This is a genomic window from Phyllobacterium sp. LjRoot231 (assembly GCF_964253365.1).
Lineage (GTDB): Bacteria > Pseudomonadota > Alphaproteobacteria > Rhizobiales > Rhizobiaceae > Phyllobacterium.
The window spans coordinates 909,077-932,601 of the sequence record NZ_CAXUQT020000001.1 but is presented as its reverse complement, the minus strand read 5'-3'; the positions used below and the strand labels follow the sequence as shown (position 1 = coordinate 932,601).

The following is a 23,525-nucleotide window of genomic DNA, read 5'->3' as shown; positions in this document are numbered from 1 at the left end:
CGACTTCCCTCATGGTGAGCTTGTCGAACCACGCAATCCGGTCATGCCAAAAGATTTCGCAAACCGCAAGGCCGGTCGCTATCTCTTCATCGCGATGCGGGTGTAATCGATCTTGAACATGTCATCGGCGAAGCGCACGCCAGTCCGCACATCGGTAATCATCACCGTGGTATCCAGACCTTGGGCGTCGGTGATCGTCCACTGACGTAGATCGGACGTTTTGGGATCGAACATCATGGAAATCGTCGAGTTGCCGAAGATCGACTTGTCGCCAAGCACGATCGTCGTCATGTCCGACTCCTGTTTCACCGATTTGACCGACTTGGCCGATAGATCGATCTGGTCGCTGAGGAGCAGTTTCAACGGGGTTTTAGACAGCGGATAGAGATCCCAGGTGTCGAGCTTGCGGTTGTTGATGACCACGGACTGGCCATCGGAGATGACGCGGATCGGCGATGGCTTGTTGTAGTTGAAGCGGATCTTGCCCGGGCGCTCGATATAGAACGTGCCCTCGGTCTGATCCCCACGGGGGCCGAACTGGACAAAATTACCGGTCAGGGTTTTGACGCTGGAGAACTTGTTTGCGATGTCCTGTGCTGCATTGACGGCGGCTGGCGCGGCTTGTGCCAAGGCCGGCGTTGGCAGCGCGATATTCGCGGCGCCCAGCAAAAGACCGAAGCCGACCATGGAAGCGACGGCAGAGCTCTTCACAAATGAGCTAACGGCGCGAAACGGGGCTTTTGTCGGTGTCATGGTCGTATCTCCTGTCCTCGCTTTTGTACGAAGCCAGTTAGGCTTCACTATGGCCAAGAAACGGCAGGAAGTCGTTTCTTGTTCCCTTGTGCTGTTACGTAACCCGCACTTGAGTCGTTATGTAATGCTCCGTCCCGTATTGTTCCATAACGGCCTGCAAAATCGTTACGTCACGGCTAAAACTCGTCATCCTGTGTCGGCACGAGGATCTCGCGTTTGCCCGCGTGATTGGCAGGGCCGACAAGCCCTTCCTGTTCCATGCGTTCGATGATCGACGCGGCGCGATTATAACCGATACCAAGACGGCGCTGGATATAACTGGTCGAAGCTTTCTTGTCGCGCAGCACGACAGCAACTGCCTGATCGTAGGGATCATCCGAGTCTTCGAGATTCGACGTACCCGACGGCCCGCCACCGCCCTCATCCTCGTCATCCTCTTCGGTGATGGAATCGAGGTATTCCGGAACGCCCTGCAATTTCAGATGCTGGACGATTTTTTCCACCTCGTCGTCGCCAACAAATGGTCCATGCACGCGTTGAATGCGGCCGCCACCTGCCATGTAGAGCATATCGCCCATGCCGAGCAGCTGCTCGCCGCCCTGCTCGCCAAGGATCGTCCGCGAATCGATCTTGGACGTAACCTGGAAAGAAATACGCGTCGGGAAATTCGCCTTGATCGTGCCGGTAATGACATCCACCGATGGGCGCTGCGTCGCCATGATCACGTGGATGCCAGCGGCACGCGCCATCTGCGCCAGCCGTTGCACCGCACCTTCAATGTCCTTGCCGGCAACCATCATCAGGTCAGCCATTTCGTCGATGATGACGACGATATAGGGCATTGGTTTCAGGTCGAGCTCTTCGGTCTCATAGACCGCTTCGCCGGTCGCGCGGTCGAAACCGGTCTGCACCGTCCGGGCAATGCGCTCGCCCTTCTTGTGCGCCTGCTCGACGCGCTGGTTGAAACCGTCAATATTGCGCACGCCGACTTTCGACATCTTGCGGTAGCGGTCTTCCATCTCCTTGACCGTCCACTTCAGCGCGACGACCGCCTTTTTCGGATCGGTGACAACCGGGGTCAACAGATGCGGAATGCCATCGTAAATGGACAATTCCAGCATCTTCGGATCAATCATGATCAGGCGGCACTGCTCCGGCGTCATCCGGTAGAGCAGCGACAGGATCATCGTGTTGATAGCCACGGATTTACCCGAGCCCGTCGTTCCCGCGACCAACAGATGCGGCATTTTCGCAAGGTCGGCGATAACCGCCTCGCCGTTGATCGTCTTGCCGAGCGCGAGTGCCAACTTGGTCTTTGTCTGCTCGAAGTCGCGGCTTGCCAGAAGTTCGCGCAGATAGACCATCTCGCGGGTCTGGTTCGGCAACTCGATACCGATGGCATTGCGACCGGGGACCACGGCGACACGTGCTGCAATCGCGCTCATCGAGCGGGCGATATCATCAGCAAGAGTGATGACCCGCGACGATTTGATACCCGGCGCTGGCTCCAGTTCATAGAGCGTCACGACCGGACCCGGACGTACATGGATGATTTCACCGCGCACGCCGAAATCTTCAAGCACCCCTTCCAGCAACCGTGCGTTCTGCTCCAGCGCTTCCTTGGAAAGGCCCGGATTGCGGACGACATTCTTTGGCTCACTCAGGAAATGCAACGATGGCATCTCATATTCGTCGGATTTGATCAACGACGCCTGTGCCTCGCGCTGGACGCGCGCGCCGGCCCGTGGTGCAGGTGCCGGTGTATCGATGCGTGCGGCGACAGGCCTGTTCGGGATTGCGGTCGGTCTGGCCGGGGCTGATTGCGGTGCCCAATCGTCGATATCCTCATCATCACTGAAGGCAACCGGATCGAAGCGGTCGTCGAAATCATCATTACCGATATCGATCGAAGGGGCTTCGACATGCGGCGCCTCGTCATGGAAGCCAGGCTCGCGCCGTCCATCAGTCTGGCCGTTTTTCTGACGCGAAACCGGAACGTCAAGGAAATCGCCGTCATGGCGCGTGCCGATACTGCGTGCACTGTTATAGAGCCCGGCGCTACGACCTGAAACCCGACGGAACAGGGCCTTTGTGCTCAGGAACCAATGGGTCAACGCGCCGAGAGCGAGCAGGCCGCCGCCCTCACGCTCGTCATCATCATCCTCATCGTCGTAATCATCCTCGGCGACATGGCGCGTGGACTTCTTGGCGACAGCCGGTTCGCTGTCACGATAGGTGATGCCGCTGGCAAAGCCAAAAATCCAAAGAGTTGGGATGGCCAGGGCGGCAACCATGATCATGGCAAGACCACCACGCGGGAATGTTCCAATAAAGATGCCGGGGATCTTGAGGACCATATCCCCGAAGACACCGCCGAGACCGATAGGCATAGGCCAGCTTTCGGGTATAGCGAAGCAGCCGGCCATTGCCGCGGCCAGAAGCGAGGCGCAAAGCCAGGCGGTGATGCGACGCGGCATGCGGTCGACGCCGCGTCCTGTGAGGAAAAGCCCGCCCCAGAAAAGCGCCGGCATCAGTGCTACGACCATGGAAAGACCAAAAAACTGCATGGCAAGATCGGCGAAAACCGCGCCAGGATAGCCGAGTGCATTGTGCGTCGGATTCGACGTGGCGTGACTGAAGCTCGGATCGAGCACGTTCCAGGTGGCGAGACTGCCGATGGCAAAGGCCACGAAGCCGATAAGCCCCAGCCCCCAGAGGATATGTATCTGCCTGCGGAACAGGGTGGATAACCCGGTTCGCTGATCTTCAATGGCATAGGAGGATGAGTATCCTTGACGCATGAAATCCGGTCCCGCGTGAACGCATACAAAACGGCTGCGACCAGCCGCAAGTTCGAGAGTTGATTCTGACGTTACGGCGCGGATGGTTAAGGGGCCATTAACCATGGAAGGACCAGACGAGGTATTTAGCGGGAACGGAATGGAAAAGTTATGCTCCGCAATTTCTCTAATGGTTGTACTCGTGCCCGTTTTATAACCTTTAAATTATCAATCCCGTTTGTGTTTTATAACCGATAGGTTATTTTTTGGCGGTATACCCGAATAGGTTGACCCAAATAGAGTCAAAGTGCCTTTGCCACTTTGTGGTACCAAGGCAGTGGCTTTTGTCGAATTGCCAACAATCCAAACAAAGCCTCGCTTAGCGGTCGTCGAAGCGTCGGAGTCAACTCTGAACAGATTTGGGTCGCAAGTTTGTCTTGTTCTTTGGCTGTTAGCGTCATGTTACGTCTCCGCGAAACAATACTAACGATCCATAAAGGAATGCTCGCATTTTCCAGGAGTTAGCTCTTTCCCCAAAAATCACAAGCGCGTCGCTTTTGGCGCAAAGTTGCTGCTGGTCCATTCACGAAAAAGGGCCCGGAAAACCGGGCCCTTTTCGTTCTTTCAAAGGTTATTCTATCAGCTGTGATAGGCAGCTTCACCATGCGAGGTGAGGTCGAGACCTTCACGCTCGGATTCGGGCGATGCACGCAGGCCGACGACCAGATCGACGATCTTGTAAAGGATCGCGCTGCCAATACCGGACCAGAGCAACGTAATCACCACGCCCTTGAACTGCGCCCAGACCTGGGTCGCCGTACCCGCATAGCTGGCAGCGAAGTCGGCCGTCGAGTAATCGACGATGCCAGCGCCACCCAAGGCCGGATTGACCAGGATACCTGTGCCGAGAGCACCGATAATCCCGCCGACGCAATGGATGCCGAAAACATCGAGGCTGTCATCATAGTCGAATGTATTCTTCACCACAGCGACGAAGAAGTAGCAGATGAAAGTAACGACCGCGCCGAGCACGATGGCGCCCATCGGACCAACGAAACCGGCAGCCGGGGTAATGGCAACCAGACCCGCAACCGCACCCGATACCGCACCGAGCATGGAGGCCTTTCCGCGCAGGAAAGATTCAAGGATGATCCACATCACCGCAGCGGCAGCTGTGGCGACGAAGGTGTTGATCATGGCAAGACCGGCATAGGCATTGGCTTCAAGGTTGGAGCCCGCATTGAAACCGAACCAGCCGACCCACAGCAGGGAAGCACCGACCATCGTCATTGTCATGGAGTGTGGCGCCATGATGTCTTTCTTGTAGCCGACACGTTTGCCGATCATCAGGGCGCCGACGAGACCGGCAATACCCGCATTGATGTGAACGACCGTACCACCGGCGAAGTCGATCGCACCGAAGCCGAAGATCAGACCCGATGGATCGGAATAGGCGCTTGGGCCGCCCCAGAACCAGACCATGTGAGCGATCGGGAAGTAGACGAAGGTAACCCAGAGAATGACGAACAGGATGACTGCCGGGAACTTGACGCGCTCGGCGAAGGCCCCGACGATCAGCGCGGGTGTGATGCAAGCGAAGGTCATCTGGAAGACGACGTAGACGAGCTCGGGTATGGCGACGCCCTTCGAGAAGGTTTCGGACATCGTCGTCACGTCGACGCCGTGCAAGAACGCCTTGGACAGGCCACCGACGAAGGGATTGCCGGAGGTGAACGCCAGGCTGTAGCCGTAGAACACCCAGATCAGCATCACGACAGCCGTAATGGTAAAGACCTGCATGAGAACCGAGAGCATGTTCTTTGAGCGAACGAGGCCGCCATAGAAGAGTGCAAGGCCGGGAATGGTCATCAACAGCACAAGCACCGTTGAGATCATCATCCAGGTTGTATCACCCTTATTAACCGTAAAGGCTGGCGCTGCGGCGGCGGGAGCTGCTGGCGCGGCCTCCTGAGCGAAAGCGGCCAGCGTACCGATAGCGACCAGTGCCAGCGACCCGAGAAGGGTGCTGCGCGCCGCAGATGTCAGACTGGTTGGAATTTTCATTACTGTCTCCTTGAACCCCAAATAACTCACAGCGCGTCGGTGTCGGTCTCGCCCGTGCGGATACGGACGGCCTGTTCGATGCTGAGAACGAATATCTTTCCGTCACCGATCTGACCGGTCTTGGCAGCCGTGGTGATGGCTTCAACGGCGGTGTCGACGAGTTCGGATGCGACCGCGACTTCTACCTTCAATTTGGGAAGGAAGCTGACGGCATATTCCGCGCCGCGATAAATCTCGGTGTGTCCCTTCTGGCGTCCATAACCTTTCACCTCGGTGACGGTCAGGCCCTGGATGCCGACAGCGGTGAGTGCTTCACGCACTTCGTCCAGCTTGAACGGCTTGATGATGGCCATCACAATTTTCATTGACTATACCCCTGCGCTAGCGCGGCACCCTTCAGGTGGAATTACTCGAAAGGCAGCAATCCGCGTTGAACCCATCGCCTAAAGCCGCTTGTGGCCATCGGTGACTGCTAAAGAGTATTCAAGTTCCGTGCCAGAATCGCAATATAATGCCAAGCTATTGATTACAAATAGATATTTTTAACGATATGAGACGTGATGAGGCAATGCGCAGCAACATGCATAAAAATTAGGCAAATGTGAAGAATGTGTTAAACGTCACTGCATAGGATGCACACGAATTAGGCCTTCCTGGGCTGTGGAGGCAATCAACGTGCCGTCGCGGCTATAAAGTGCGCCACGATTGAAGCCCCGGGCGCCGGAGGTGCTGGGGCTGTCTGCCGTGTAAAGCAGCCAATCGTCGAAGCGGCACGGCCGATGAAACCACATGGCATGGTCGAGACTCGCGACTTGCAGGTCCCGGTCAAAAATTGACCTTCCATGCGCATAGAGTGAGGTGTCGAGCAGCGTCATGTCCGAAAGATAGGCCAGCACCGCCGCCTGAACGGCGCGGTCATCCGGCACGGGACCTGTGGTCTTGATCCAGACGTTCTGCTCCGGCGGCAGCTTCTCGCGGGAAAAATAGTGGGTGAGAGACAGCGGCTTCATCTCGATCGGCCGGTCCTGCTCCCAGTATTTGCGGATAGCGCCGGGTGCATTTTGCAAATATTGCTCTTTCAAGTCCCTGTCGCTGATCAGTTGCTCCGGTTCGGTGACGTCGAGCGGTTTCGGCTTCTGGTGTTCGAGCCCCGCCTCCTCGATCTGGAACGATGCTTCCAGCGAAAAGATCGCGTGACCATGCTGGATGCCGACGACACGCCGCGTGGTGAAGCTCGAGCCGTCGCGAATGCGGTCGACTTCGTAAATGATCGGCACTTTCGGATCGCCGCCCCGCATGAAATAGCCATGTAGCGAATGCACATGCCGTAGGGGATCGACGGTGCGCTGCGCTGCGACCAATGCCTGGCCGATCACCTGCCCGCCGAAGACGCGCTGCCAGCCGGACTGGGGACTGCGACCTCGAAACAGGTTGTGTTCAAGCGTTTCAAGGTCGAGTATGGACAAAAGCTCATTCATGGCGTCAGACATGATCGGCGTCTCCCGTTCGCGCGTTCAACGCTTGCAACAGGAACAGAGGCACAAGTCAAGCGCCGCATAAGGGTACCCGGAGGCAAACATGGTTGAACGAAGTCCCTCTCAACAAAATACCGATATCATTATCGCCGGCGCAGGCTATGTCGGGCTCGCGACGGCTGTCGCGCTGAAATCATCGGCGCCGCACCTCTCCGTCACCGTTATCGACGCGGCGCCCGCCGGCGTCTGGCGTAACGATACGCGCGCCTCGGCGATCGCCGCCGCAGCAAGCCGCATGCTCGATCGGCTCGGATGCTGGGATGCGATCCTGCCCGAAGCCCAACCCATCACCGAGATGATTGTCACCGATTCGCGCACTTCCGATCCCGTGCGGCCCGTATTCCTCACCTTCAACGGGGAGGTCGAGCCCGGCGAACCCTTCGCGCATATGGTGGAGAACAGGGTGCTCAATGCATCCCTGCGCGCCAAGGCCGAAGAGCTTGGGGTAAGCTTCATCGAAGGCGCATCCGTGAGCGGCTTCGAACACGGCGAGGCACATCTGACGGTGCACTACGCGGACAATAAGAGTCTGCGAACCCGCCTGCTGGTCGCGGCCGACGGCGTCAAGTCGCGCCTGCGTGAGATGGCAGGGATCAAGACCGTCAACTGGGAATATGGCCAGTCCGGCATCGTCTGCACCGTCGCGCACGAGCGCCCGCATCATGGCCGGGCCGAGGAACATTTCCTCCCAGCCGGACCCTTTGCGGTGCTGCCGCTCAAGGGCAACCGCTCTTCCCTGGTCTGGACCGAACGAACCGCTGATGCGGAGCGGCTGATCAAGGAAGACGATTTCGTTTTCGAAGCCGAGCTCGAACAACGTTTCGGCCTGAAGCTCGGTGAACTTCACGTCGAAGGCGCGCGCAAATCGTTTCCGCTGGGACTTACCCTGGCGCGTGACTTCATCAAGCCGCGTTTCGCGCTGGTTGGCGACGCGGCGCATGGCATCCACCCGATTGCTGGACAAGGTCTCAATCTCGGCTTCAAGGATGCGGCAGCTTTGGCGGAAACCATCGTCGATGCCGATCGGCTCGGGCTCGATATCGGATCAATGGCCGTACTCGAGCGCTACCAGATCTGGCGCCGCTTCGACACGGTGCAGATGGGTGTCACCACGGACGTTTTGAACCGGCTGTTCTCCAACGACAATTTGCCGGTGCGCGCGCTGCGCGATTTCGGTCTCGGCCTTGTCGAGCGGATGCCGCGGCTCAAGGGATTTTTCATCCGCCAGGCCGCGGGATTGTCGACGACAGCGCCGAAATTGCTGCAGGGCCAACCGATTTAGAGCGGGCGCGGATACTTGCGGTAGATCGCGTCGATTTCCTTGAGGAGTTCTGGCGACAGCGTGATCTGGCTTGCCCAGATATCAGTCTTCAACTGTTCCATCGATGTGGCGCCGATAATGACCGAGGTCAGGAACGGCCGCGTCAGTGCAAAGGCAATCGCCATCTGCGCCACATCGAGACCATGCTTGCGGGCAAGATCAATATAGGCCTTCACTGCAGGCGCGGAGTATTCATTGTTGCGCCAGAGGCCACCCGGCTGAATGGCGCCGCGCGTGCCCGCCGGCATTTTCCCATCGAGATATTTGCCGGTCAGCACACCGGAGGCCAATGAGGAATAGGCGAGAAGGCCGACATCCTCGTGATGGCTAAGCTCGGCAAGATCGAGATCGAATACGCGCTGGATCAGGCTGTATTCGTTCTGCACCGAAGCAACGCGGGGCAGGTCATCGCGCTCTGAAAGCTTCAGCCATTGACCGATGCCCCAGGCCGTCTCGTTGGAAAGACCGATGTGGCGGATCTTGCCTTCCTTGACCATATCGCCAAGCCCGTGCAAAGCCTCTTCGATCTGTGCGACGACCTGCGACTTGTCCTGATTTTGCGGCGCATACTGCCATGCGGAGCCGAAATGATAATGACCGCGGGCGGCATAGTGAATCTGATAGAGGTCGATATAATCGGTCTGCAGGCGCTTCAGACTGCCTTCCACGGCTTCACGCACCGTCTTGCGATCGGGGCGGGTCCCATTGCGGATCCAGCTGTTTCCGCCGCCGGAAATCTTCGACGCCAGCACGAACTTGTCGCGCTTGCCGGTTTTCTTGAACCACGTCCCGATATAGCTTTCGGTCTTGCCGTAGGTGTCCGCGCTCGACGGAATTGCATAGACCTCCGCCGTATCCATGAAATTGATGCCCGCATCCAGCGCATAGTCGATCTGGCTGTGTGCATCGGCTTCGGTGTTCTGCACACCCCAGGTCATGGTGCCGAGGCAGATTTCGGTAACGTCGATATCGGTCCTGCCGAGTTTCTTCAGTTTCACGAGTTGATTCCAGTTCTGGCGATGAGGATTGAAATAGTCTGGGCGGAAGCTTGGGAGACCCTTCCGCAAGGGAATTGTTTTTTAGCCTGATCGCCGGATTTCATCAATAAGGGATTGTCTTTTGTAACCGGAGGTTGGGCAAAATTCCCGACATGCATCTGTCTCGGAACTGCACTATGCTCGGCGCGTTATGCTCTTATCGATGGCCAGCCGGCTCGATATTTCAACCACGAGGGAGACGAAAATGGACAGACAAGCAACAGCAATCTGGAAAGGCGCGCTGAAAGATGGCCAAGGCACGCTCGACACCCAAAGCGGCGCGCTGAAAGGTCTTCCCTATAATTTCAAGGCCCGTTTCGAGGACGCAAGCGGCACCTCTGGAACCAACCCCGAGGAATTGCTCGGCGCGGCCCATGCGGGTTGCTTCGCCATGCAGCTTTCGCATTTCCTCGCGGACAATGGCACGCCAGCGGAAAAGCTCGAGGCCAAGGCAGTCGTGACGCTTGATCCGGCCAAAGGCGCAATCACCAAGAGCGCGCTGACATTGGTCGGCAATGTTCCGGGTATAGATGCGGCGACTTTCAGCGAGTTGGCCACCAAAGCCAAGGCCAATTGCCCCGTATCAAAAGCGCTCGGTGCGATTGAAGTCACGCTGGATGCGAAGTTGGTTTGATCCTTGAAGGTTAGTAATTGAATCAAAACGGGCGCGATGGCGCCCGTTTCATTTGCGTCGCTCCTGTGCGTGGTTCGACAAGCTCACCATGAGGGAGGTGAGTGGATTGAAGAGAGCCAAGTTCTGGAGCGCAGGTGACAATCGTTGCAGCTTGCAGCACAACAACCTCCCTCATGGTGAGCTTGTCGAACCTCGCACAACGACGCTGCAAGCAAGCAGATCAAACCCGCCGTTCGACCATCATCTTCTTGATTTCGGCGATTGCCTTGGCGGGGTTCAGACCCTTCGGGCAAGTCTGCGCACAATTCATGATCGTGTGGCAGCGGTAGAGCCGGAAGGGGTCTTCCAGATTATCCAGGCGCTCGCCGGTCGCCTCGTCGCGGCTGTCGATCAGCCAGCGATAGGCCTGCAGGAGAACAGCAGGGCCGAGGTAGCGATCGCCATTCCACCAGTAGCTCGGGCAGGACGTCGAGCAACAGGCACACAGGATGCACTCGTAAAGGCCGTCCAGCTTGGCGCGGTCCTCATGGCTCTGCAGCCATTCCTTGGCCGGTTCAGGCGAAACCGTCTTCAGCCATGGTTCGATCGAACGATGCTGGGCGTAGAAATTCGACAAGTCCGGCACGAGATCCTTGACCACCGGCAGATGCGGCAGCGGATAAATCTTCACCGCGCCCTTGATCTCGTCCATGCCCTTGGTGCAGGCAAGCGTGTTGGTGCCATCGATATTCATCGCGCATGAACCGCAAATGCCTTCGCGGCAGGAGCGGCGCAGAGTCAACGTCGGATCGATCTTGTTCTTGATCCACAGCAAGCCATCGAGAACCATCGGGCCGCAATCGTCGAGATCGACATAATAGGTGTCGATGCGCGGATTTTCGCCATCGTCCGGCGACCAGCGGTAAATTCGGTACTCGCGCAGATTGTTGGCACCCTGCGGGCGGGCCCAGGTCTTGCCGGGACGCATCTGCGAGTTCTTGGGAAGTGCAAGTTCAACCATGATATCCTGGTTCCCTGATCAATAAACGCGCGCTTTAGGCGCGATCTTGGCGAGGCTGATGCCGCCGTCCTCTTCCTTGAGCAGCGGCTCAAGGTGAACAGGACGATAGCCGAGCGTGACCTTGCCATCCGGAGCCAGCCAGGCAAGGCTGTGCTTGCGCCAGTTGACGTCATCGCGATTGGGGAAATCCTCGTGCGCGTGGGCGCCGCGGCTTTCCTTGCGCGCTTCGGCGGCAACGACCGTGGTGATGGCATTGGCCATGAGGTTTTCGAGTTCCAGCGTTTCCACCAGATCGGAGTTCCAGATCATCGACCGGTCGGTGACCTTGAGGTCGGGCAGTTCGCTCCAGATCTGCTCCATACGGTGAACGCCGGACTTCAGCGATTCCGAGGTGCGGAACACCGCGGCGTCTTCCTGCATGGTTTTCTGCATCTTTTCGCGCAACGCAGCGGTTGGCGTGCCGCCATCGGCATGACGCAGACGGTCGAAGCGATCCATGATCTTCGTCACAGAAGCTTCGTTGATGTCCGGGATCTTGGCGTTGCGGTCGATCACCTGACCGGCGCGGATCGCAGCTGCCCGGCCGAACACCACGAGGTCGATCAGCGAATTGGAGCCGAGACGATTGGCGCCATGCACCGAGGCGCAGCCCGCTTCGCCCACGGCCATCAGACCGGGTTGGATGCGATCAGGATTCTCGGCGGTCGGATTGAGCGCTTCGCCCCAATAATTGGTCGGAATGCCGCCCATATTGTAATGGACCGTCGGTATAACCGGGATCGGTTCCTTGGTGAGGTCAACGCCAGCAAAAATCTTCGCCGATTCCGAAATACCGGGCAGGCGCTCGTGCAGGACAGCCGGATCGAGATGATCGAGATGCAGGAAGATATGGTCCTTGTTCTTGCCGACACCGCGCCCTTCGCGGATCTCCAGCGTCATGCAGCGTGAAACCACGTCGCGCGACGCCAGATCCTTGGCGGAAGGCGCATAACGCTCCATGAAGCGCTCGCCTTCGGAGTTGACCAGATAGCCGCCCTCGCCGCGCGCCCCTTCAGTGATGAGGCAGCCGGCGCCGTAAATGCCGGTTGGATGGAACTGCACGAATTCCATGTCCTGCAAGGGCAAGCCGGTGCGCGCAACCATGCCGCCGCCATCGCCGGTGCATGTATGCGCCGAGGTTGCGGAAAAATAGGAACGGCCATAGCCGCCCGTTGCCATGACCACCATCTTGGCGGCAAAGCGATGGATTGTGCCGTCATCGAGATTCCACGCGACAACGCCGGTGATCGTGCCCTCTTCATCCTGAATGAGATCGAGCGCGAAATATTCGATGAAGAACTGCGCATTGTGGCGCAGGCTCTGGCCATAAAGTGTATGCAGGATGGCGTGGCCGGTACGGTCGGCCGCGGCGCAGGTGCGCTGCACGGGCGGGCCATCGCCGTAGTTCATCATGTGACCGCCGAACGGGCGCTGATAGATCTTGCCCTCTTCGGTACGCGAAAACGGCACACCATAATGTTCAAGCTCATAGACGGCGGCCGGCGCTTCCCGCACCAGATATTCCATGGCGTCCGTATCGCCAAGCCAGTCGGACCCCTTGACGGTGTCATACATATGCCACTGCCACGAATCGGGACCCATATTGCTGAGCGAGGCAGCAATGCCGCCCTGCGCCGCCACCGTATGCGAGCGGGTCGGGAAAACCTTGGTGATGCAGGCTGTCTTCAAGCCTTGCTCCGCCATGCCGAGCGTTGCGCGCAGGCCAGCGCCACCCGCGCCGACAACGACCACATCGAATTTGTGATCCACGAATGTGTAGGCCTTGCCGCCCGTCTTATCTGTTGGTGCCATGATTAGAGCCTTTGCCGGCCATATTGGCCGTATTCTGTTTCTCGGCTGACGAGACAATCCACGCGGATGGTGGCGAGGTCGATGTGGTTCATCGGACGAAGTCGCCTGACAAAGTGGGTGTCCGTCAGCCGGAAACCCGAAGGGACGGGTCCTGTTGGGCCAATATCGGCGCAAAGCCACTCGCCCGCACGCAAAGTGCGGGTCTTCCTGTCTTTGCTTGATCTTGTCACAACATGCCTCCGTCAGAATAGGTCAATATGATCGGCAAAGGCTCTAGCCTCCGAAGCTCAGCTTGAGGATCGCAAAGATGCAGACAATACCGACGCCAAGGGCGAAGAAAGTATTGAGCATCAAAAGCACGACCTTCGCGCCTTCGCCGTGTACATAATCTTCAATGATAACCTGCATGCCGAGGCGCATATGATAGAGACCGGAGATGATCACCATCAACAGCACCAGCGCAGTCAGCGGGTGCGACAGGGCGGCCCTTGTCTCAGCATAGCCCGCGCCATGCAATGACAGGATCAGCCCGATGAAAAACAGAAGCAGCGGAATATTGGCGACGGCCGTCAGCCGCTGACGCCAGAAATGCTCTGTGCCTTCTTTCGCGGAGCCAAGTCCGCGAACCTTCTTAAGCGGCGTGCGCATGTCGCTCATCGTTCCGCCTCCTTTACCTAGGCTATCGTGAATGCGGCGATCCAGACCAGGATCGTCAATGCGACTGAGAGAATGAGTGAACCCCAGGCCATCTTCGTGGTCGTGTCCTTTTCAAGGCCCCGGCCGGTGTCCCAGATCAGGTGACGTATGCCGCCGATCATGTGGTGGATGAGCGCCCAGGTGTAACCAAGCAGGACCAGAAGCCCGATCCACGAACCATAAATCGCACTAACGAAATTGAAGTATTCTTCATTTGTCGCCGCCGCGATCAGCCACCATGCGACCAGCAACGTGCCGACATAGAGTGCCGAACCGGTGATGCGGTGGACGATGGACATGACCATGGTTGGAATTGGCTTGTAGATTTGCAAATGCGGCGACAACGGCCGGTTTGCATGCAAATTTGTCTTGCTCATAGCGTCCCCAATGATAAGCGCTCGCCTGGGCTGGCGGGCAGGGCCGAAAAGGCTGGATAGAGGCAATTTAGAGGGGTTTTAATCCGGTTTTTGCACTGCGTCAAAGCCCCATTCCGCACCCTCATGCGGCGAATTGGCTTGAATAGCAAGTCAATAAGGTTTTTGCTTAAAATTCAATCGTTTAAAGCGGTAAAAACGCCTGTTTCAGTGGCCAAATCTGGCACGCGTGCCCCGCAAAAATAAATCGCGTGAGTCTCGAATAGCGAGGTTCGAAGCGGGAATTTATACGATAGTCGTACGCGACGCGACGGGTCGTTCGCAGGATATTGCATCATGCGATAACAACCCGGAGTTGATCCGGATTATTGATTGCCGAAGCGTATGATGAAACTGGTCCAGTCAGCGGGCGCCGCGACCTGTTCGTAGAGCTTGCGGCCGTCTTCGGGAACACGCGGCGCATTGAGCGAGAGCTTGGTCCAGCCGCGCTCTTCCGCCTTGTCGGCGAGCACGTCGATCAGTGCCTTGGCGATGCCCTTGCCGCGATGATCATGATGCACATAGATATGATCGACCTGACCGGCACGCATGCCGGAAACCGGCTCCGGAAGATCGTAGAAAATGACGAAGCCGACAAGAACGCCGTCGAGCCGCGCCCCTGCGATTTCCGCCGCGCGATCCCGCAACAGGTTCTCCGCGTAATAATCGTCCGGACGGCGCGGTGCGCCCCGCTTCAACGCCTGAGCGTAACTGGCAAGGAGAGGCGCAAACTCATGGGCATGGCTGAGATGCAGCAAGGAAATGTCGATGGCGTGCTCATCTGCGGTTTTCTTGGTCATGGTCGCATCCGTCCCTTTGTGACTGCCTGAGAGAGGTGTTCTTATACATCCGAGGATTGGTTGATTGTGGCGCGCCCGTCAACCTGCGGCCCGGATGAAAATCGATTTGATTAGGTTTTGGGCGGATGACAATTGTTAATAAAAGGTTAATCTGTTCGAAGAACAGTTCGATCGTTAAAGGGAACGCGTCATGCCGGCTAAGAAAACTGCCTTTTCCAAGTGGCCGGTTATTGCTTCGGCGGTGCTCTCGATCGGTTTGGCTGCCCCGGCTTTCGCAGACAACAGGATCAATGCCAGCAACTCCTTTGGCGATGAGTACGGCAACATCGTCTATTATGAAGCGGGCGGGTCCAAGATTATCTTCGTCGGCGGTGCGGCGGCAAAATCCGATGTCATCGGGCGCAAGATCAGGCGTGAGGTTCCGGTCTACAAGCGTGGCAAGGGACCATCGGTGATCTATGCGGTGAGCGATCCGGTCGTCCTTGGCGTTGTCCCGGCACCCAATACGGGTTGCAACAGTCCTTTTCTCATTCAGGGGCGCAGTTACATGTATGGGGTCGACCGCAATGAAACGCCGGTTATCGGCCACCCCGGCTGCGAGTAGCACCGACCAATCGGAGATTTGATTTGCCTCGGTGACCCGCGCCCTGTAAGGGGGCCGCTTCATCGAAGAGGTAGTAATTATGGCTCGCAGCTCCGACGGCGCACTCGTCCTGTTTTCCGGCGGGCAGGATTCTGCAACTTGTCTCGCCTGGGCACTATCCCGCTTCGACCGCGTTGAAACGGTTGGTTTCGACTATGGCCAGCGGCACCGGATCGAGCTTGAGGTGCGCGGCGAATTCCGTGGCGCCCTTGCCGAAAAGTTTCCGGATTGGGCAGAACGGCTCGGTGATGATCATTTGCTGGATGCAAGCATTATCGGCCAACTTGGATCTACAGCCATGACGCAAAACATCGCTATCGAAATGGCCGAGAACGGCTTGCCCAACACCTTCGTGCCCGGTCGCAATCTGCTGTTCTTTACGCTCGCAGGTGCACTTGCCTATCGTCGCGGCCTGCGGGTTATTGTCGGCGGCATGTGCGAAACCGATTATTCCGGTTACCCCGACTGCCGCGATGACACCCTGAAGGCCCAGCAGGTGGCGCTGTCGCTTGGGCTGGACCGCCGTATAACGATCGAAACGCCCTTGATGTGGCTCGACAAGGCCGAGACCTTCGCGCTCGCACAAGACCTTGGCGGCGAACCTCTGCTCGACCTGATCGTCGAGCACACCCATACATGCTATCTCGGTGATCGTTCGCAACGGCATGAGTGGGGCTATGGCTGCGGCAGTTGTCCGGCGTGCGAATTACGTTCAAATGGCTGGCACAAGTTCAAGGCGGAAGAGGCATGACCTACGCGGTCAAGGAAATCTATCTGACCCTGCAAGGCGAGGGCAACCACACGGGCCGCGCTGCAGTATTCATGCGTTTTGCCGGCTGTAACCTGTGGTCAGGACTTGAGCGCGATCGCGAAGAGGCAGTCTGCAAGTTCTGCGATACGGATTTCATCGGTGTAAATGGGCCCGGCGGCGGCAAGTTCAAAACGGCAGACGCTCTGGCTGATGCTGTGGCATCTGCGTGGCCTGGTGGCGGCAAACCCTATGTCATCTGCACTGGCGGCGAGCCCTTGCTTCAACTCGATACACCGCTGATCGACGCCTTTCACATGCGCGGTTTCGAGGTGGGTATCGAGACCAATGGCACGATTGCGGCGCCGGCGAATATTGACTGGATTTGTGTATCGCCCAAGGCGGCCGCACCGCTCGTCCAGACCAGTGGCAACGAGCTCAAACTGGTCTATCCGCAAAAGGAGAGCGAGACCCATCCTTCGCGGTTCGAGCAGCTTTCCTTTGAGCATTTCTATTTGCAACCTCTTGACGTCATCGGTGATCCGGCGCAAACCGCCGCACATGTGGCATCTGCAGCGGCCTATTGCCTCGCCCATCCGCTTTGGCGGCTGAGCACGCAGACACATAAATTGATCGGCCTGCCCTGAGGCGGGCCTTAGCGGGCGCCTGTATTGCGCCAGAGCTGACGGAGCACTCATGAGAATCTTCAACGAATTCACGTTTGAAGCGGCGCATCACTTGCCGCACATCTTTCCCGACGGGCATGTCAATACGCGTCTGCACGGACACAGTTTCCGTGTGCGGGTAACCCTGGAAGGAAAACCCGATAGCAGGACGGGCCTGATTTCCGATCTCGGCGCAGTGAAGAGCGCCTTCGACAGTGCGCACGAGAAACTTGACCACCGCTATCTTAACGAGATCGAAGGCCTGGAAACGCCGACGCTTGAAAATATTGCCATGTGGCTGTGGCGGCATTTTGCGTCGGGTCTTCCCGACTTGGCACAGGTCGGGGTCTACCGGGATACTTGCGGCGAGGGCTGCGAGTATCAGGGCGAGTTCGAGATGGAAAGGACAGCAGCATGAGTCATTATGCAGAAACATCAACCATGCTCGGCAAGGATGTCAAAATCCCGCAGCATCCAGATGAGGCTATCCTCGATGCCGTCCCGAACCCCCAAGCGGGAATGCTTTTCCTGGCGCGCTTCGCCTGCCCGGAATTCACCTCGCTGTGTCCGGTGACCGGCCAGCCGGATTTCGGCCATCTGGTCATCGACTATGCGCCTGATCAGAGTCTGGTCGAATCCAAATCGCTTAAACTGTTTCTCGGCAGTTTCCGCAACCACGGCGCTTTCCATGAGGATTGCACCGTCGGGATCGGCAAGCGCATTGTCGAAGCGGTCAAGCCGCTGTGGCTGCGCATCGGCGGCTACTGGTATCCGCGCGGCGGCATTCCGATAGATGTGTTCTGGCAGACCGGGCCGGCACCGGAAGGCCTATGGCTGCCGGATCAGGGTGTCCCGGCATATCGCGGACGGTGATTATCCTGGGCTGGAAGATAGGGCGTGAATGGTCCCACATTACCCTCCCCTTGTGGGGAGGGAGGCTGCGAAGCAGCAGGGAGGGGCCTTCTGAAGCTTTTACCCTGGATCGTCGATGTCTTTTAGCAAAAAGGAGGAACCCCCTCCCCGGACCTGCGGTCCGTCCCTCCCCACAAGGGGGAGGGCTAGGGCAGAGCTAGTTTATTTCCACTCGCGGATGTCGACGAAGTGACCGGCAATCGCCGCGGCTGCTGCCATGGCCGGCGATACGAGATGGGTGCGGCCCTTGAAGCCCTGACGGCCCTCGAAATTGCGGTTCGATGTCGAGGCACAGCGCTCGCCCGGCTTCAAACGGTCATCGTTCATCGCAAGGCACATCGAGCAGCCCGGCTCGCGCCAGTCAAAACCGGCAGCCTTGAAAATCTTGTCGAGCCCTTCGGCTTCCGCCTGTTGCTTGACGAGACCGGAACCGGGCACGATCATCGCATCGACTGTTTCAGCGACCGTGCGGCCCTCGACCACCTTGGCGACTTCGCGCAGGTCCTCGATACGGCCATTGGTGCAGGACCCGATAAAGACACGATCAAGCTTGATATCGGTGATCGGTGTGCCGGGCTTGAGCCCCATATAGTCGAGCGCGCGCCACTTCGATGAGCGCTTTGTCTCGTCCGGAATCTCGTCCGGGTTCGGCACGGCGCCAGTGACGGCAATCACATCCTCTGGCGAAGAGCCCCAGGATACGATCGGCGGCAGATCGGCGGCATTCAGAACGACGACCTTGTCGAAATGCGCACCTTCGTCGCTCTGCAGTGTCTTCCAATAATCAAGCGCCATGTCCCAGGCTTCGCCCTTCGGTGCACGTGGCTTATCCTTCACATAAGCGAAGGTCGTTTCGTCCGGTGCGATCAAACCTGCGCGGGCACCGCCTTCGATCGACATGTTGCAGATGGTCATGCGGCCTTCCATCGACAGCGCGCGAATGGCTTCGCCAGCATATTCGATAACATAGCCGGTGCCGCCTGCGGTGCCGATTTCGCCGATGATGGCAAGGATGATGTCCTTGGCGGTCACGCCAGCCGGCAATACGCCGTCGACACGTACAAGCATGTTCTTGGCTTTCGACTGGATCAGCGTCTGGGTCGCGAGAACATGCTCGACTTCCGATGTGCCGATACCATGCGCCAGTGCACCGAAAGCGCCATGCGTGGACGTGTGGCTGTCACCACAGACGATCGTCATCCCCGGCAAGGTAAAACCCTGTTCCGGTCCGATAATGTGGACGATACCCTGACGGATGTCTTTCTCGGAATAGTATTCGACGCCGAAATCCAGCGCGTTCTTGGCAAGGGCTTCGACCTGGATACGGCTCTCGTTATTCTCGATGCGCTTGGTCCGATCCGGCGAAGTCGGTATGTTGTGATCGACGACGGCAAGCGTCTTTTCCGGATGCCGAACCTTGCGGCCGGTGAGACGCAGTCCTTCAAAAGCCTGCGGGCTGGTCACTTCATGGACAAGATGGCGATCGATATAAAGGAGGCAAGTGCCATCCTCCTGACTATCGACCAGATGGTCATCCCATATCTTGTCATAAAGTGTGCGTGGCGCAGACATTTTAGTATCCTCGGACTTTCCAATTATTTCGTGGACATATGCACTCGAGGTCCACTTACGTCAAGAAACAAGCGAAAAAAGTAATAATCCGGCGACAAAGCGCCGCTGTTTCCTGGATTAACGGCGATTCAGACGGCGTTCCAGCCAGCGCAACCCAAGCGACAGGCTAATTGTCAGAATGAGGTATATATAGGCAACAACGGAATAAGTTTCAAAGAAGCGGAAGGAACCCGAGGCATAGACCTTGCCCATCTGCGTGACGTCCACGACGCCCAGCACCGAGACAAGCGAGGAATCCTTCACCATCGAGATAAAATCATTGCCATAGGGCGGCAGAATAGTGCGGATGGCCTGTGGCATGACAATCAGCCGGAACCGCTGAAACCGCTTGAGCCCTAGCGCCTTCGCAGCTTCGATCTGCCCCGTGTCCACGGCTTGTATGCCCGCACGGAAAATTTCGGCGAGAAAGGCTGCATAGGCCAGCATCAACGCGATGATCGCGCGCCAGAGCAGCGAGAAATCGCGAACTTGCAGTGGATCGAGAAGACCTGCCGACTGCAGGGGTTGCGTAGCGAAATTCCATAGCCAGACAGCGGCTGGCGCGCCGACAAAAGCGATATAGAACAGCAGCACGAGCAGCGGAATGCCACGTACAATCTCGACATAAAACCGCGCGATCTGCCGGACAGCCACATATTCCGAAAGGCTCATCACCGCGAGAAGCAGACCGAACGCGGACGCGAGGAAGAAGGCCAGCAGCGAAACCCAGACCGTTATCCAGATACCTTGCGAGACCGTTGTGAAAACCTGCCCGTAAATGGGACTGACGAGAATGGCGATTCCGAGTGCAACGGCAATCATTGCGGCCACAAGCAGCCACCACGGAAAGTCGGGTTTGGGTTGAGAAGAACCCGGCTCCTTCCCGCGATCAGGCAAGTTGTCGCGTCCAAGCCAGATTGCAACGGCGCCACTTCTTACCCTCCCCCTTGTGGGGAGGGAGGCTGCGGAGCAGCAGGGAGGGGTCTCTTACGCTTGTCCAAGCAATGGCTGCACACTCTTCAATATTCAAAAAAGACCCCTCCCCGTCGCTTCGCTCCGTCCCTCCCCACAAGGGGGAGGGTAAAGAACAAGCGGCACTTGCTTACTGCCCGAGCTTGTAGTCGAGGAACCACTTCTTGTTGAACGCATCGAATGTGCCGTCAGCCTTGAGCGCAGCAATGGCCGCATTGACCGGCGCAACGAGATCCGAACCCTTCGGGAAAATGAACCCGAAATCCTCGGCGCCGAGCGGTCCGCCGATCAGTTTCAAGGCACCATCCGATGCATCGACATAGCCCTTGCCAGCCGTGCTGTCGGTAAGGACAAGATCGACATCGCCGGTCTTCAGCGCCTGGATTGTCGCGCCGAACGTCTCGAAAAGCTTGATGCGCGGGTTCTGTTCGTTGCCATCAAGCACATTATAGACGGCGACATAGAAATTGCTGGTGCCGGGCTGTGCGCCGACAAGGGTATCTTTCGCATCGGCGAAACTCTTCGGGTCGGTGAAGCGTTTCTCGTCGCCGCGCACCAGCATGAACTGTTCCGAGCGCATGTAGGGTTCGGAAAAATCCACTTTCTGCTTGCGTTCGTCATTGATGGTGATGCCGGTCATGCCGATCTGGTACTGGTTGTCCGAAACGGCCTGGATCATCGCGTCCCAGCTTGTGTTGAGATATTCGACCTTGAAATTCAGACGCTTGGCGATCTCGTTCATGGCGTCATATTCCCAGCCGACCGGCTTGCCGGTCTTCGGGTCGACGAATTGCAGAGGCGGATAGGCATTTTCCGTAACGACGGCGACCTTTCTGCCGCCAAGATCGGGCAGATCCGCCGCCAAAGCGGAAAATGGCGTCATGGCGAGCATCAAACCCGCCAGAAGAACGGACCGCAGATTCATATCAACCCCCTGTCTATCTTGTCCTGAAACAGATTTCACCTTGTCACTGGTGCGTCAATCCCCGCAAGCATCTCTGTTCCTCCGATGCCCGTGCAGACAAATGAATTTTGCGCGAACAATAAAAAAGGCGGCCCAAAGACCGCCTTTTTTAAAACTGATGTGAACCGCGCTTATTCAGCGGCAGGTGCCTTGGCAACAGTCGCTTCCGAAACGGTCTCGGCTGCGCCAGTCACAGGAACGGTTGCCTTGTTCTTGCGGTTGTCTTTCTTCTCGACGATACGAGCTGCCTTGCCGGTAAGGCCGCGCAGATAGTACAGCTTCGCACGGCGCACCTTGCCGCGGCGGATAACATCAACGCCTTCGACAAGCGGAGAAATAACCGGGAATACGCGCTCGACGCCTTCACCATAGGAAATCTTGCGAACGGTGAAATTCTCATTGATGCCTGCGCCGTTACGGGCGATGCAAACGCCTTCATAGGCCTGAACGCGGGTACGGGTACCTTCCGTCACGCGGACGTTAACACGAACGGTGTCGCCTGGCCGGAAATCCGGGAGCACGCGCTTGGCTTCGATTTTTGCTCTCTGTTCGAGATCGAGCTGACGAATAATATCGACGGTCATCGTCTTCATCCTTGTTTTTCAAATAGTCAGAGCGCTCGACACTTGGAATGCAGCATCCTGGCAGCATTTCTATGCCTCCGACGAGGCAGGAGCGAATTCACCATTCATTGATTAATGGACCGGGTATTTCCCGAGTTGGCGGGCTGATACACCATAAAAGCCGGTTTGTCACCTACAGAGACGATTCTTTTTGCCTGCTTATTTCTTTAATGAAGCTCTATAGGCTTGCCAAAGATCAGGCCGGCGCTCCTCGGTCAACCGTTCCGCTTCTGCACGCCGCCATTTATCGATAGTGCCGTGATTGCCGGAGAGGAGCACATCCGGAATGCGCCGCCCTTCCCATTCCGGTGGTTTGGTATAGTGCGGATGTTCAAGCAGGCCGGTCTCGAAGCTTTCGGTCTCGCCGGACAGGGCATTGCCCATGACGCCGGGCAACAGCCGGACGATCGCATCCAGGACGACGATTGCAGCGGTTTCACCGCCGGACAGGATATAGTCGCCAATTGACACTTCCTCGAACTGTCGCGCTTCGATCAGCCGTTCGTCCACCCCTTCGAAACGTCCGCAAAGAAAAATCGCACCCGGGCCGGCAGCGAGTTCGCGCACCCGCACCTGACTCAATGGTTTGCCGCGCGGGCTCATGTACAGTTTTGGGCGCCCGTCCGCCACATGATCCACCGCCCGCGCCAAAACGTCAGCTTTCATGACCATGCCCGCGCCACCACCAGCAGGTGTGTCATCGACCATGCGGTGCCTGTCCGTGGCAAAATCGCGAATCTGCACTGTTTCAAGTGACCACGCGCCGTCCTGGAGGGCTTTTCCGGCAAGTGACACCCCGAGTGGCCCTGGAAACATTTCCGGGTAGAGCGTCAGCACAGTGGCGTGAAACCCGCCCTCAGTCGTGGTCATGGCTGCTTTTTCCCGCCGTCTTCACCGCCGAGTTGCCGGCGCCGTTCCTCGTCTTCGTTCTCATCGGGAATGAGGCCGGCCGCGGCGGGATCGATAACAATATGACCGGCTTTGAGGTCCACATGCGGCACCGCCAGCATCGTAAACGGGATCAGCATGGGACGCTTGCCCGGAATGGTAAGCTCAAGCAGATCTCCACCCCCGAAATCGAACATCGCCGATACCTTGCCGTGCTTGTTGCCTTCGGCATCGATGGCCTCAAGCCCGATCAGGTCTGAATGATAATATTCGTCCTCGTCCAGATCCTGCGGCAGTTGCGACCTGTCAATGAACAGGGTCGTGCCGTTGAGCGCCTCGGCCATATTGCGATCGTTCACGCCGCGAAAGCGCACGACGACCACCGTCTTCGCCGGACGGATATCAAGCACTTCGAAAGGCCTGCCGGTCACATCATACAGCGGACCGTAATCCGCCAGTGCCATTGGATCGCCGGTAAAGGTTTTCACCCTGAGCTCGCCCCGCGTTCCATGCGCCGCGCCGATCACTGCCAACTGTACTGGGTCGTTCAACTTCGCCATCAGTTCTTCCAATTTTTCGCATTCAGCCCGAATTAGAGCAAACGCCGAACAAAAC

Annotated in this window: 25 protein-coding genes; 7 read left to right on the top strand and 18 right to left on the bottom strand. The window is 57.6% G+C overall.

Annotation, left to right across the window (positions count from 1 at the left end; translation table 11 throughout):
• Positions 1-78: 78 nt before the first annotated feature.
• The 5 genes from ACSQ3H_RS04460 to tesB form a co-directional block, all read right to left on the bottom strand.
• The gene (locus tag ACSQ3H_RS04460; RefSeq protein WP_436115929.1) at positions 79-753 is read right to left on the bottom strand and encodes an outer membrane lipoprotein carrier protein LolA; all 675 of its coding nucleotides are present in this window, start codon (positions 751-753) and stop codon (positions 79-81) included.
• 176 nt (positions 754-929) lie between these two features.
• Positions 930-3,554 (bottom strand): DNA translocase FtsK, encoded by a 2,625-nt coding sequence (locus ACSQ3H_RS04455; protein WP_436115928.1) that lies wholly within the window; start codon positions 3,552-3,554, stop codon positions 930-932.
• Between the two features lie 618 nt (positions 3,555-4,172).
• On the bottom strand, positions 4,173-5,597 hold the full coding sequence (locus tag ACSQ3H_RS04450) for an ammonium transporter (protein ID WP_436115927.1): 1,425 nt from the start codon (positions 5,595-5,597) through the stop codon (positions 4,173-4,175).
• Positions 5,598-5,623: 26 nt separating this feature from the next.
• Positions 5,624-5,962, bottom strand: coding sequence for a P-II family nitrogen regulator (locus ACSQ3H_RS04445; protein ID WP_100000921.1), 339 nt, complete (start codon positions 5,960-5,962; stop codon positions 5,624-5,626).
• Positions 5,963-6,217: 255 nt separating this feature from the next.
• Entirely contained in the window at positions 6,218-7,087 is an 870-nt protein-coding gene (gene tesB / locus ACSQ3H_RS04440) for an acyl-CoA thioesterase II (protein ID WP_436115926.1), read from the bottom strand.
• An 88-nt stretch (positions 7,088-7,175) separates the two neighbouring features.
• On the opposite strand from tesB, the gene ACSQ3H_RS04435 reads away from it, so the two are divergent.
• A complete protein-coding gene (locus tag ACSQ3H_RS04435) occupies positions 7,176-8,414 on the top strand; it encodes a ubiquinone biosynthesis hydroxylase (RefSeq protein ID WP_436115925.1) in 1,239 nt (412 codons plus the stop codon).
• Here ACSQ3H_RS04435 and ACSQ3H_RS04430 read toward each other — a convergent pair.
• Entirely contained in the window at positions 8,411-9,451 is a 1,041-nt protein-coding gene (locus tag ACSQ3H_RS04430) for an aldo/keto reductase (protein ID WP_436115924.1), read from the bottom strand. The genes ACSQ3H_RS04435 and ACSQ3H_RS04430 overlap by 4 nt on opposite strands.
• A 244-nt stretch (positions 9,452-9,695) precedes the next feature.
• Here ACSQ3H_RS04430 and ACSQ3H_RS04425 point away from each other — a divergent pair, with 244 nt between their 5' ends.
• On the top strand, positions 9,696-10,124 hold the full coding sequence (locus tag ACSQ3H_RS04425) for an OsmC family protein (RefSeq protein WP_436115923.1): 429 nt from the start codon (positions 9,696-9,698) through the stop codon (positions 10,122-10,124).
• A gap of 220 nt (positions 10,125-10,344) precedes the next feature.
• On the opposite strand, the gene ACSQ3H_RS04420 is transcribed toward ACSQ3H_RS04425, so the two are convergent.
• The 6 genes from ACSQ3H_RS04420 to ACSQ3H_RS04395 all read right to left on the bottom strand — a co-directional run bounded on the left by ACSQ3H_RS04420 (position 10,345) and on the right by ACSQ3H_RS04395 (position 14,884).
• On the bottom strand, positions 10,345-11,124 hold the full coding sequence (locus ACSQ3H_RS04420) for a succinate dehydrogenase iron-sulfur subunit (protein WP_436115922.1): 780 nt from the start codon (positions 11,122-11,124) through the stop codon (positions 10,345-10,347).
• Positions 11,125-11,142: 18 nt separating this feature from the next.
• A complete protein-coding gene (sdhA, locus tag ACSQ3H_RS04415; RefSeq protein ID WP_436115921.1) occupies positions 11,143-12,975 on the bottom strand; it encodes a succinate dehydrogenase flavoprotein subunit in 1,833 nt (610 codons plus the stop codon).
• Between the two features lie 2 nt (positions 12,976-12,977).
• On the bottom strand, positions 12,978-13,205 hold the full coding sequence (locus tag ACSQ3H_RS04410; RefSeq protein WP_436115920.1) for a hypothetical protein: 228 nt from the start codon (positions 13,203-13,205) through the stop codon (positions 12,978-12,980).
• A gap of 43 nt (positions 13,206-13,248) precedes the next feature.
• The gene (gene sdhD / locus ACSQ3H_RS04405; protein WP_436115919.1) at positions 13,249-13,632 is read right to left on the bottom strand and encodes a succinate dehydrogenase, hydrophobic membrane anchor protein; all 384 of its coding nucleotides are present in this window, start codon (positions 13,630-13,632) and stop codon (positions 13,249-13,251) included.
• Positions 13,633-13,649: 17 nt separating this feature from the next.
• On the bottom strand, positions 13,650-14,048 hold the full coding sequence (sdhC, locus tag ACSQ3H_RS04400; protein WP_436115918.1) for a succinate dehydrogenase, cytochrome b556 subunit: 399 nt from the start codon (positions 14,046-14,048) through the stop codon (positions 13,650-13,652).
• A 362-nt stretch (positions 14,049-14,410) separates the two neighbouring features.
• On the bottom strand, positions 14,411-14,884 hold the full coding sequence (locus tag ACSQ3H_RS04395; RefSeq protein WP_436115917.1) for a GNAT family N-acetyltransferase: 474 nt from the start codon (positions 14,882-14,884) through the stop codon (positions 14,411-14,413).
• Positions 14,885-15,074: 190 nt separating this feature from the next.
• Here ACSQ3H_RS04395 and ACSQ3H_RS04390 point away from each other — a divergent pair, with 190 nt between their 5' ends.
• The 5 genes from ACSQ3H_RS04390 (at position 15,075) to queF (ending at position 17,813) form a co-directional block, all read left to right on the top strand.
• Positions 15,075-15,488, top strand: a complete 414-nt coding sequence (locus ACSQ3H_RS04390) for a hypothetical protein (protein ID WP_436115916.1) — start codon at positions 15,075-15,077, stop codon at positions 15,486-15,488.
• A 79-nt stretch (positions 15,489-15,567) separates the two neighbouring features.
• Positions 15,568-16,278, top strand: coding sequence for a 7-cyano-7-deazaguanine synthase QueC (queC, locus tag ACSQ3H_RS04385; protein WP_436115915.1), 711 nt, complete (start codon positions 15,568-15,570; stop codon positions 16,276-16,278).
• Positions 16,275-16,922 (top strand): 7-carboxy-7-deazaguanine synthase, encoded by a 648-nt coding sequence (gene queE, locus ACSQ3H_RS04380; protein WP_436115914.1) that lies wholly within the window; start codon positions 16,275-16,277, stop codon positions 16,920-16,922. Before queC ends, queE begins: the two co-directional genes overlap by 4 nt.
• 49 nt (positions 16,923-16,971) lie before the next feature.
• On the top strand, positions 16,972-17,358 hold the full coding sequence (locus tag ACSQ3H_RS04375; RefSeq protein WP_436115913.1) for a 6-pyruvoyl trahydropterin synthase family protein: 387 nt from the start codon (positions 16,972-16,974) through the stop codon (positions 17,356-17,358).
• Between the two features lie 23 nt (positions 17,359-17,381).
• On the top strand, positions 17,382-17,813 hold the full coding sequence (gene queF / locus ACSQ3H_RS04370) for a preQ(1) synthase (protein ID WP_436119347.1): 432 nt from the start codon (positions 17,382-17,384) through the stop codon (positions 17,811-17,813).
• 201 nt (positions 17,814-18,014) lie between these two features.
• Here the strand turns inward: queF and leuC are convergent, their stop codons facing one another.
• From leuC to rimM, 6 genes are all read right to left on the bottom strand, one after another.
• Positions 18,015-19,424 (bottom strand): 3-isopropylmalate dehydratase large subunit, encoded by a 1,410-nt coding sequence (gene leuC / locus ACSQ3H_RS04365; RefSeq protein WP_436115912.1) that lies wholly within the window; start codon positions 19,422-19,424, stop codon positions 18,015-18,017.
• 117 nt (positions 19,425-19,541) lie between these two features.
• The gene (locus ACSQ3H_RS04360; RefSeq protein WP_436119346.1) at positions 19,542-20,285 is read right to left on the bottom strand and encodes an amino acid ABC transporter permease; all 744 of its coding nucleotides are present in this window, start codon (positions 20,283-20,285) and stop codon (positions 19,542-19,544) included.
• Positions 20,286-20,565: 280 nt separating this feature from the next.
• Complete coding sequence (locus ACSQ3H_RS04355) at positions 20,566-21,360, bottom strand: basic amino acid ABC transporter substrate-binding protein (protein ID WP_436115911.1); 795 nt, start codon at positions 21,358-21,360, stop codon at positions 20,566-20,568.
• Positions 21,361-21,530: 170 nt separating this feature from the next.
• Positions 21,531-21,983 carry a 50S ribosomal protein L19 gene (gene rplS, locus ACSQ3H_RS04350; RefSeq protein ID WP_436115910.1) on the bottom strand — a complete coding sequence of 151 codons (453 nt, stop codon included), beginning with the start codon at positions 21,981-21,983 and terminating at the stop codon, positions 21,531-21,533.
• Between the two features lie 198 nt (positions 21,984-22,181).
• Positions 22,182-22,892, bottom strand: coding sequence for a tRNA (guanosine(37)-N1)-methyltransferase TrmD (gene trmD, locus ACSQ3H_RS04345; protein WP_436115909.1), 711 nt, complete (start codon positions 22,890-22,892; stop codon positions 22,182-22,184).
• Positions 22,889-23,470 carry a ribosome maturation factor RimM gene (gene rimM / locus ACSQ3H_RS04340; protein ID WP_436115908.1) on the bottom strand — a complete coding sequence of 194 codons (582 nt, stop codon included), beginning with the start codon at positions 23,468-23,470 and terminating at the stop codon, positions 22,889-22,891. Before rimM ends, trmD begins: the two co-directional genes overlap by 4 nt.
• Positions 23,471-23,525: the final 55 nt, after the last annotated feature.

Coding starts and splice junctions, on each gene's coding strand:
- ACSQ3H_RS04460 (WP_436115929.1), bottom strand. CDS start 753: ATGACACCGACAAAAGCCCCGTTTCGCGCCGTTAGCTCATTTGTGAAG.
- ACSQ3H_RS04455 (WP_436115928.1), bottom strand. CDS start 3,554: ATGCGTCAAGGATACTCATCCTCCTATGCCATTGAAGATCAGCGAACC.
- ACSQ3H_RS04450 (WP_436115927.1), bottom strand. CDS start 5,597: ATGAAAATTCCAACCAGTCTGACATCTGCGGCGCGCAGCACCCTTCTC.
- ACSQ3H_RS04445 (WP_100000921.1), bottom strand. CDS start 5,962: ATGAAAATTGTGATGGCCATCATCAAGCCGTTCAAGCTGGACGAAGTG.
- tesB (WP_436115926.1), bottom strand. CDS start 7,087: ATGTCTGACGCCATGAATGAGCTTTTGTCCATACTCGACCTTGAAACG.
- ACSQ3H_RS04435 (WP_436115925.1), top strand. CDS start 7,176: ATGGTTGAACGAAGTCCCTCTCAACAAAATACCGATATCATTATCGCC.
- ACSQ3H_RS04425 (WP_436115923.1), top strand. CDS start 9,696: ATGGACAGACAAGCAACAGCAATCTGGAAAGGCGCGCTGAAAGATGGC.
- ACSQ3H_RS04420 (WP_436115922.1), bottom strand. CDS start 11,124: ATGGTTGAACTTGCACTTCCCAAGAACTCGCAGATGCGTCCCGGCAAG.
- sdhA (WP_436115921.1), bottom strand. CDS start 12,975: ATGGCACCAACAGATAAGACGGGCGGCAAGGCCTACACATTCGTGGAT.
- sdhD (WP_436115919.1), bottom strand. CDS start 13,632: ATGAGCGACATGCGCACGCCGCTTAAGAAGGTTCGCGGACTTGGCTCC.
- sdhC (WP_436115918.1), bottom strand. CDS start 14,048: ATGAGCAAGACAAATTTGCATGCAAACCGGCCGTTGTCGCCGCATTTG.
- ACSQ3H_RS04395 (WP_436115917.1), bottom strand. CDS start 14,884: ATGACCAAGAAAACCGCAGATGAGCACGCCATCGACATTTCCTTGCTG.
- ACSQ3H_RS04390 (WP_436115916.1), top strand. CDS start 15,075: ATGCCGGCTAAGAAAACTGCCTTTTCCAAGTGGCCGGTTATTGCTTCG.
- queC (WP_436115915.1), top strand. CDS start 15,568: ATGGCTCGCAGCTCCGACGGCGCACTCGTCCTGTTTTCCGGCGGGCAG.
- queE (WP_436115914.1), top strand. CDS start 16,275: ATGACCTACGCGGTCAAGGAAATCTATCTGACCCTGCAAGGCGAGGGC.
- ACSQ3H_RS04375 (WP_436115913.1), top strand. CDS start 16,972: ATGAGAATCTTCAACGAATTCACGTTTGAAGCGGCGCATCACTTGCCG.
- queF (WP_436119347.1), top strand. CDS start 17,382: ATGCTCGGCAAGGATGTCAAAATCCCGCAGCATCCAGATGAGGCTATC.
- leuC (WP_436115912.1), bottom strand. CDS start 19,424: ATGTCTGCGCCACGCACACTTTATGACAAGATATGGGATGACCATCTG.
- ACSQ3H_RS04360 (WP_436119346.1), bottom strand. CDS start 20,285: ATGATTGCCGTTGCACTCGGAATCGCCATTCTCGTCAGTCCCATTTAC.
- ACSQ3H_RS04355 (WP_436115911.1), bottom strand. CDS start 21,360: ATGAATCTGCGGTCCGTTCTTCTGGCGGGTTTGATGCTCGCCATGACG.
- rplS (WP_436115910.1), bottom strand. CDS start 21,983: ATGACCGTCGATATTATTCGTCAGCTCGATCTCGAACAGAGAGCAAAA.
- trmD (WP_436115909.1), bottom strand. CDS start 22,892: ATGACCACGACTGAGGGCGGGTTTCACGCCACTGTGCTGACGCTCTAC.
- rimM (WP_436115908.1), bottom strand. CDS start 23,470: ATGGCGAAGTTGAACGACCCAGTACAGTTGGCAGTGATCGGCGCGGCG.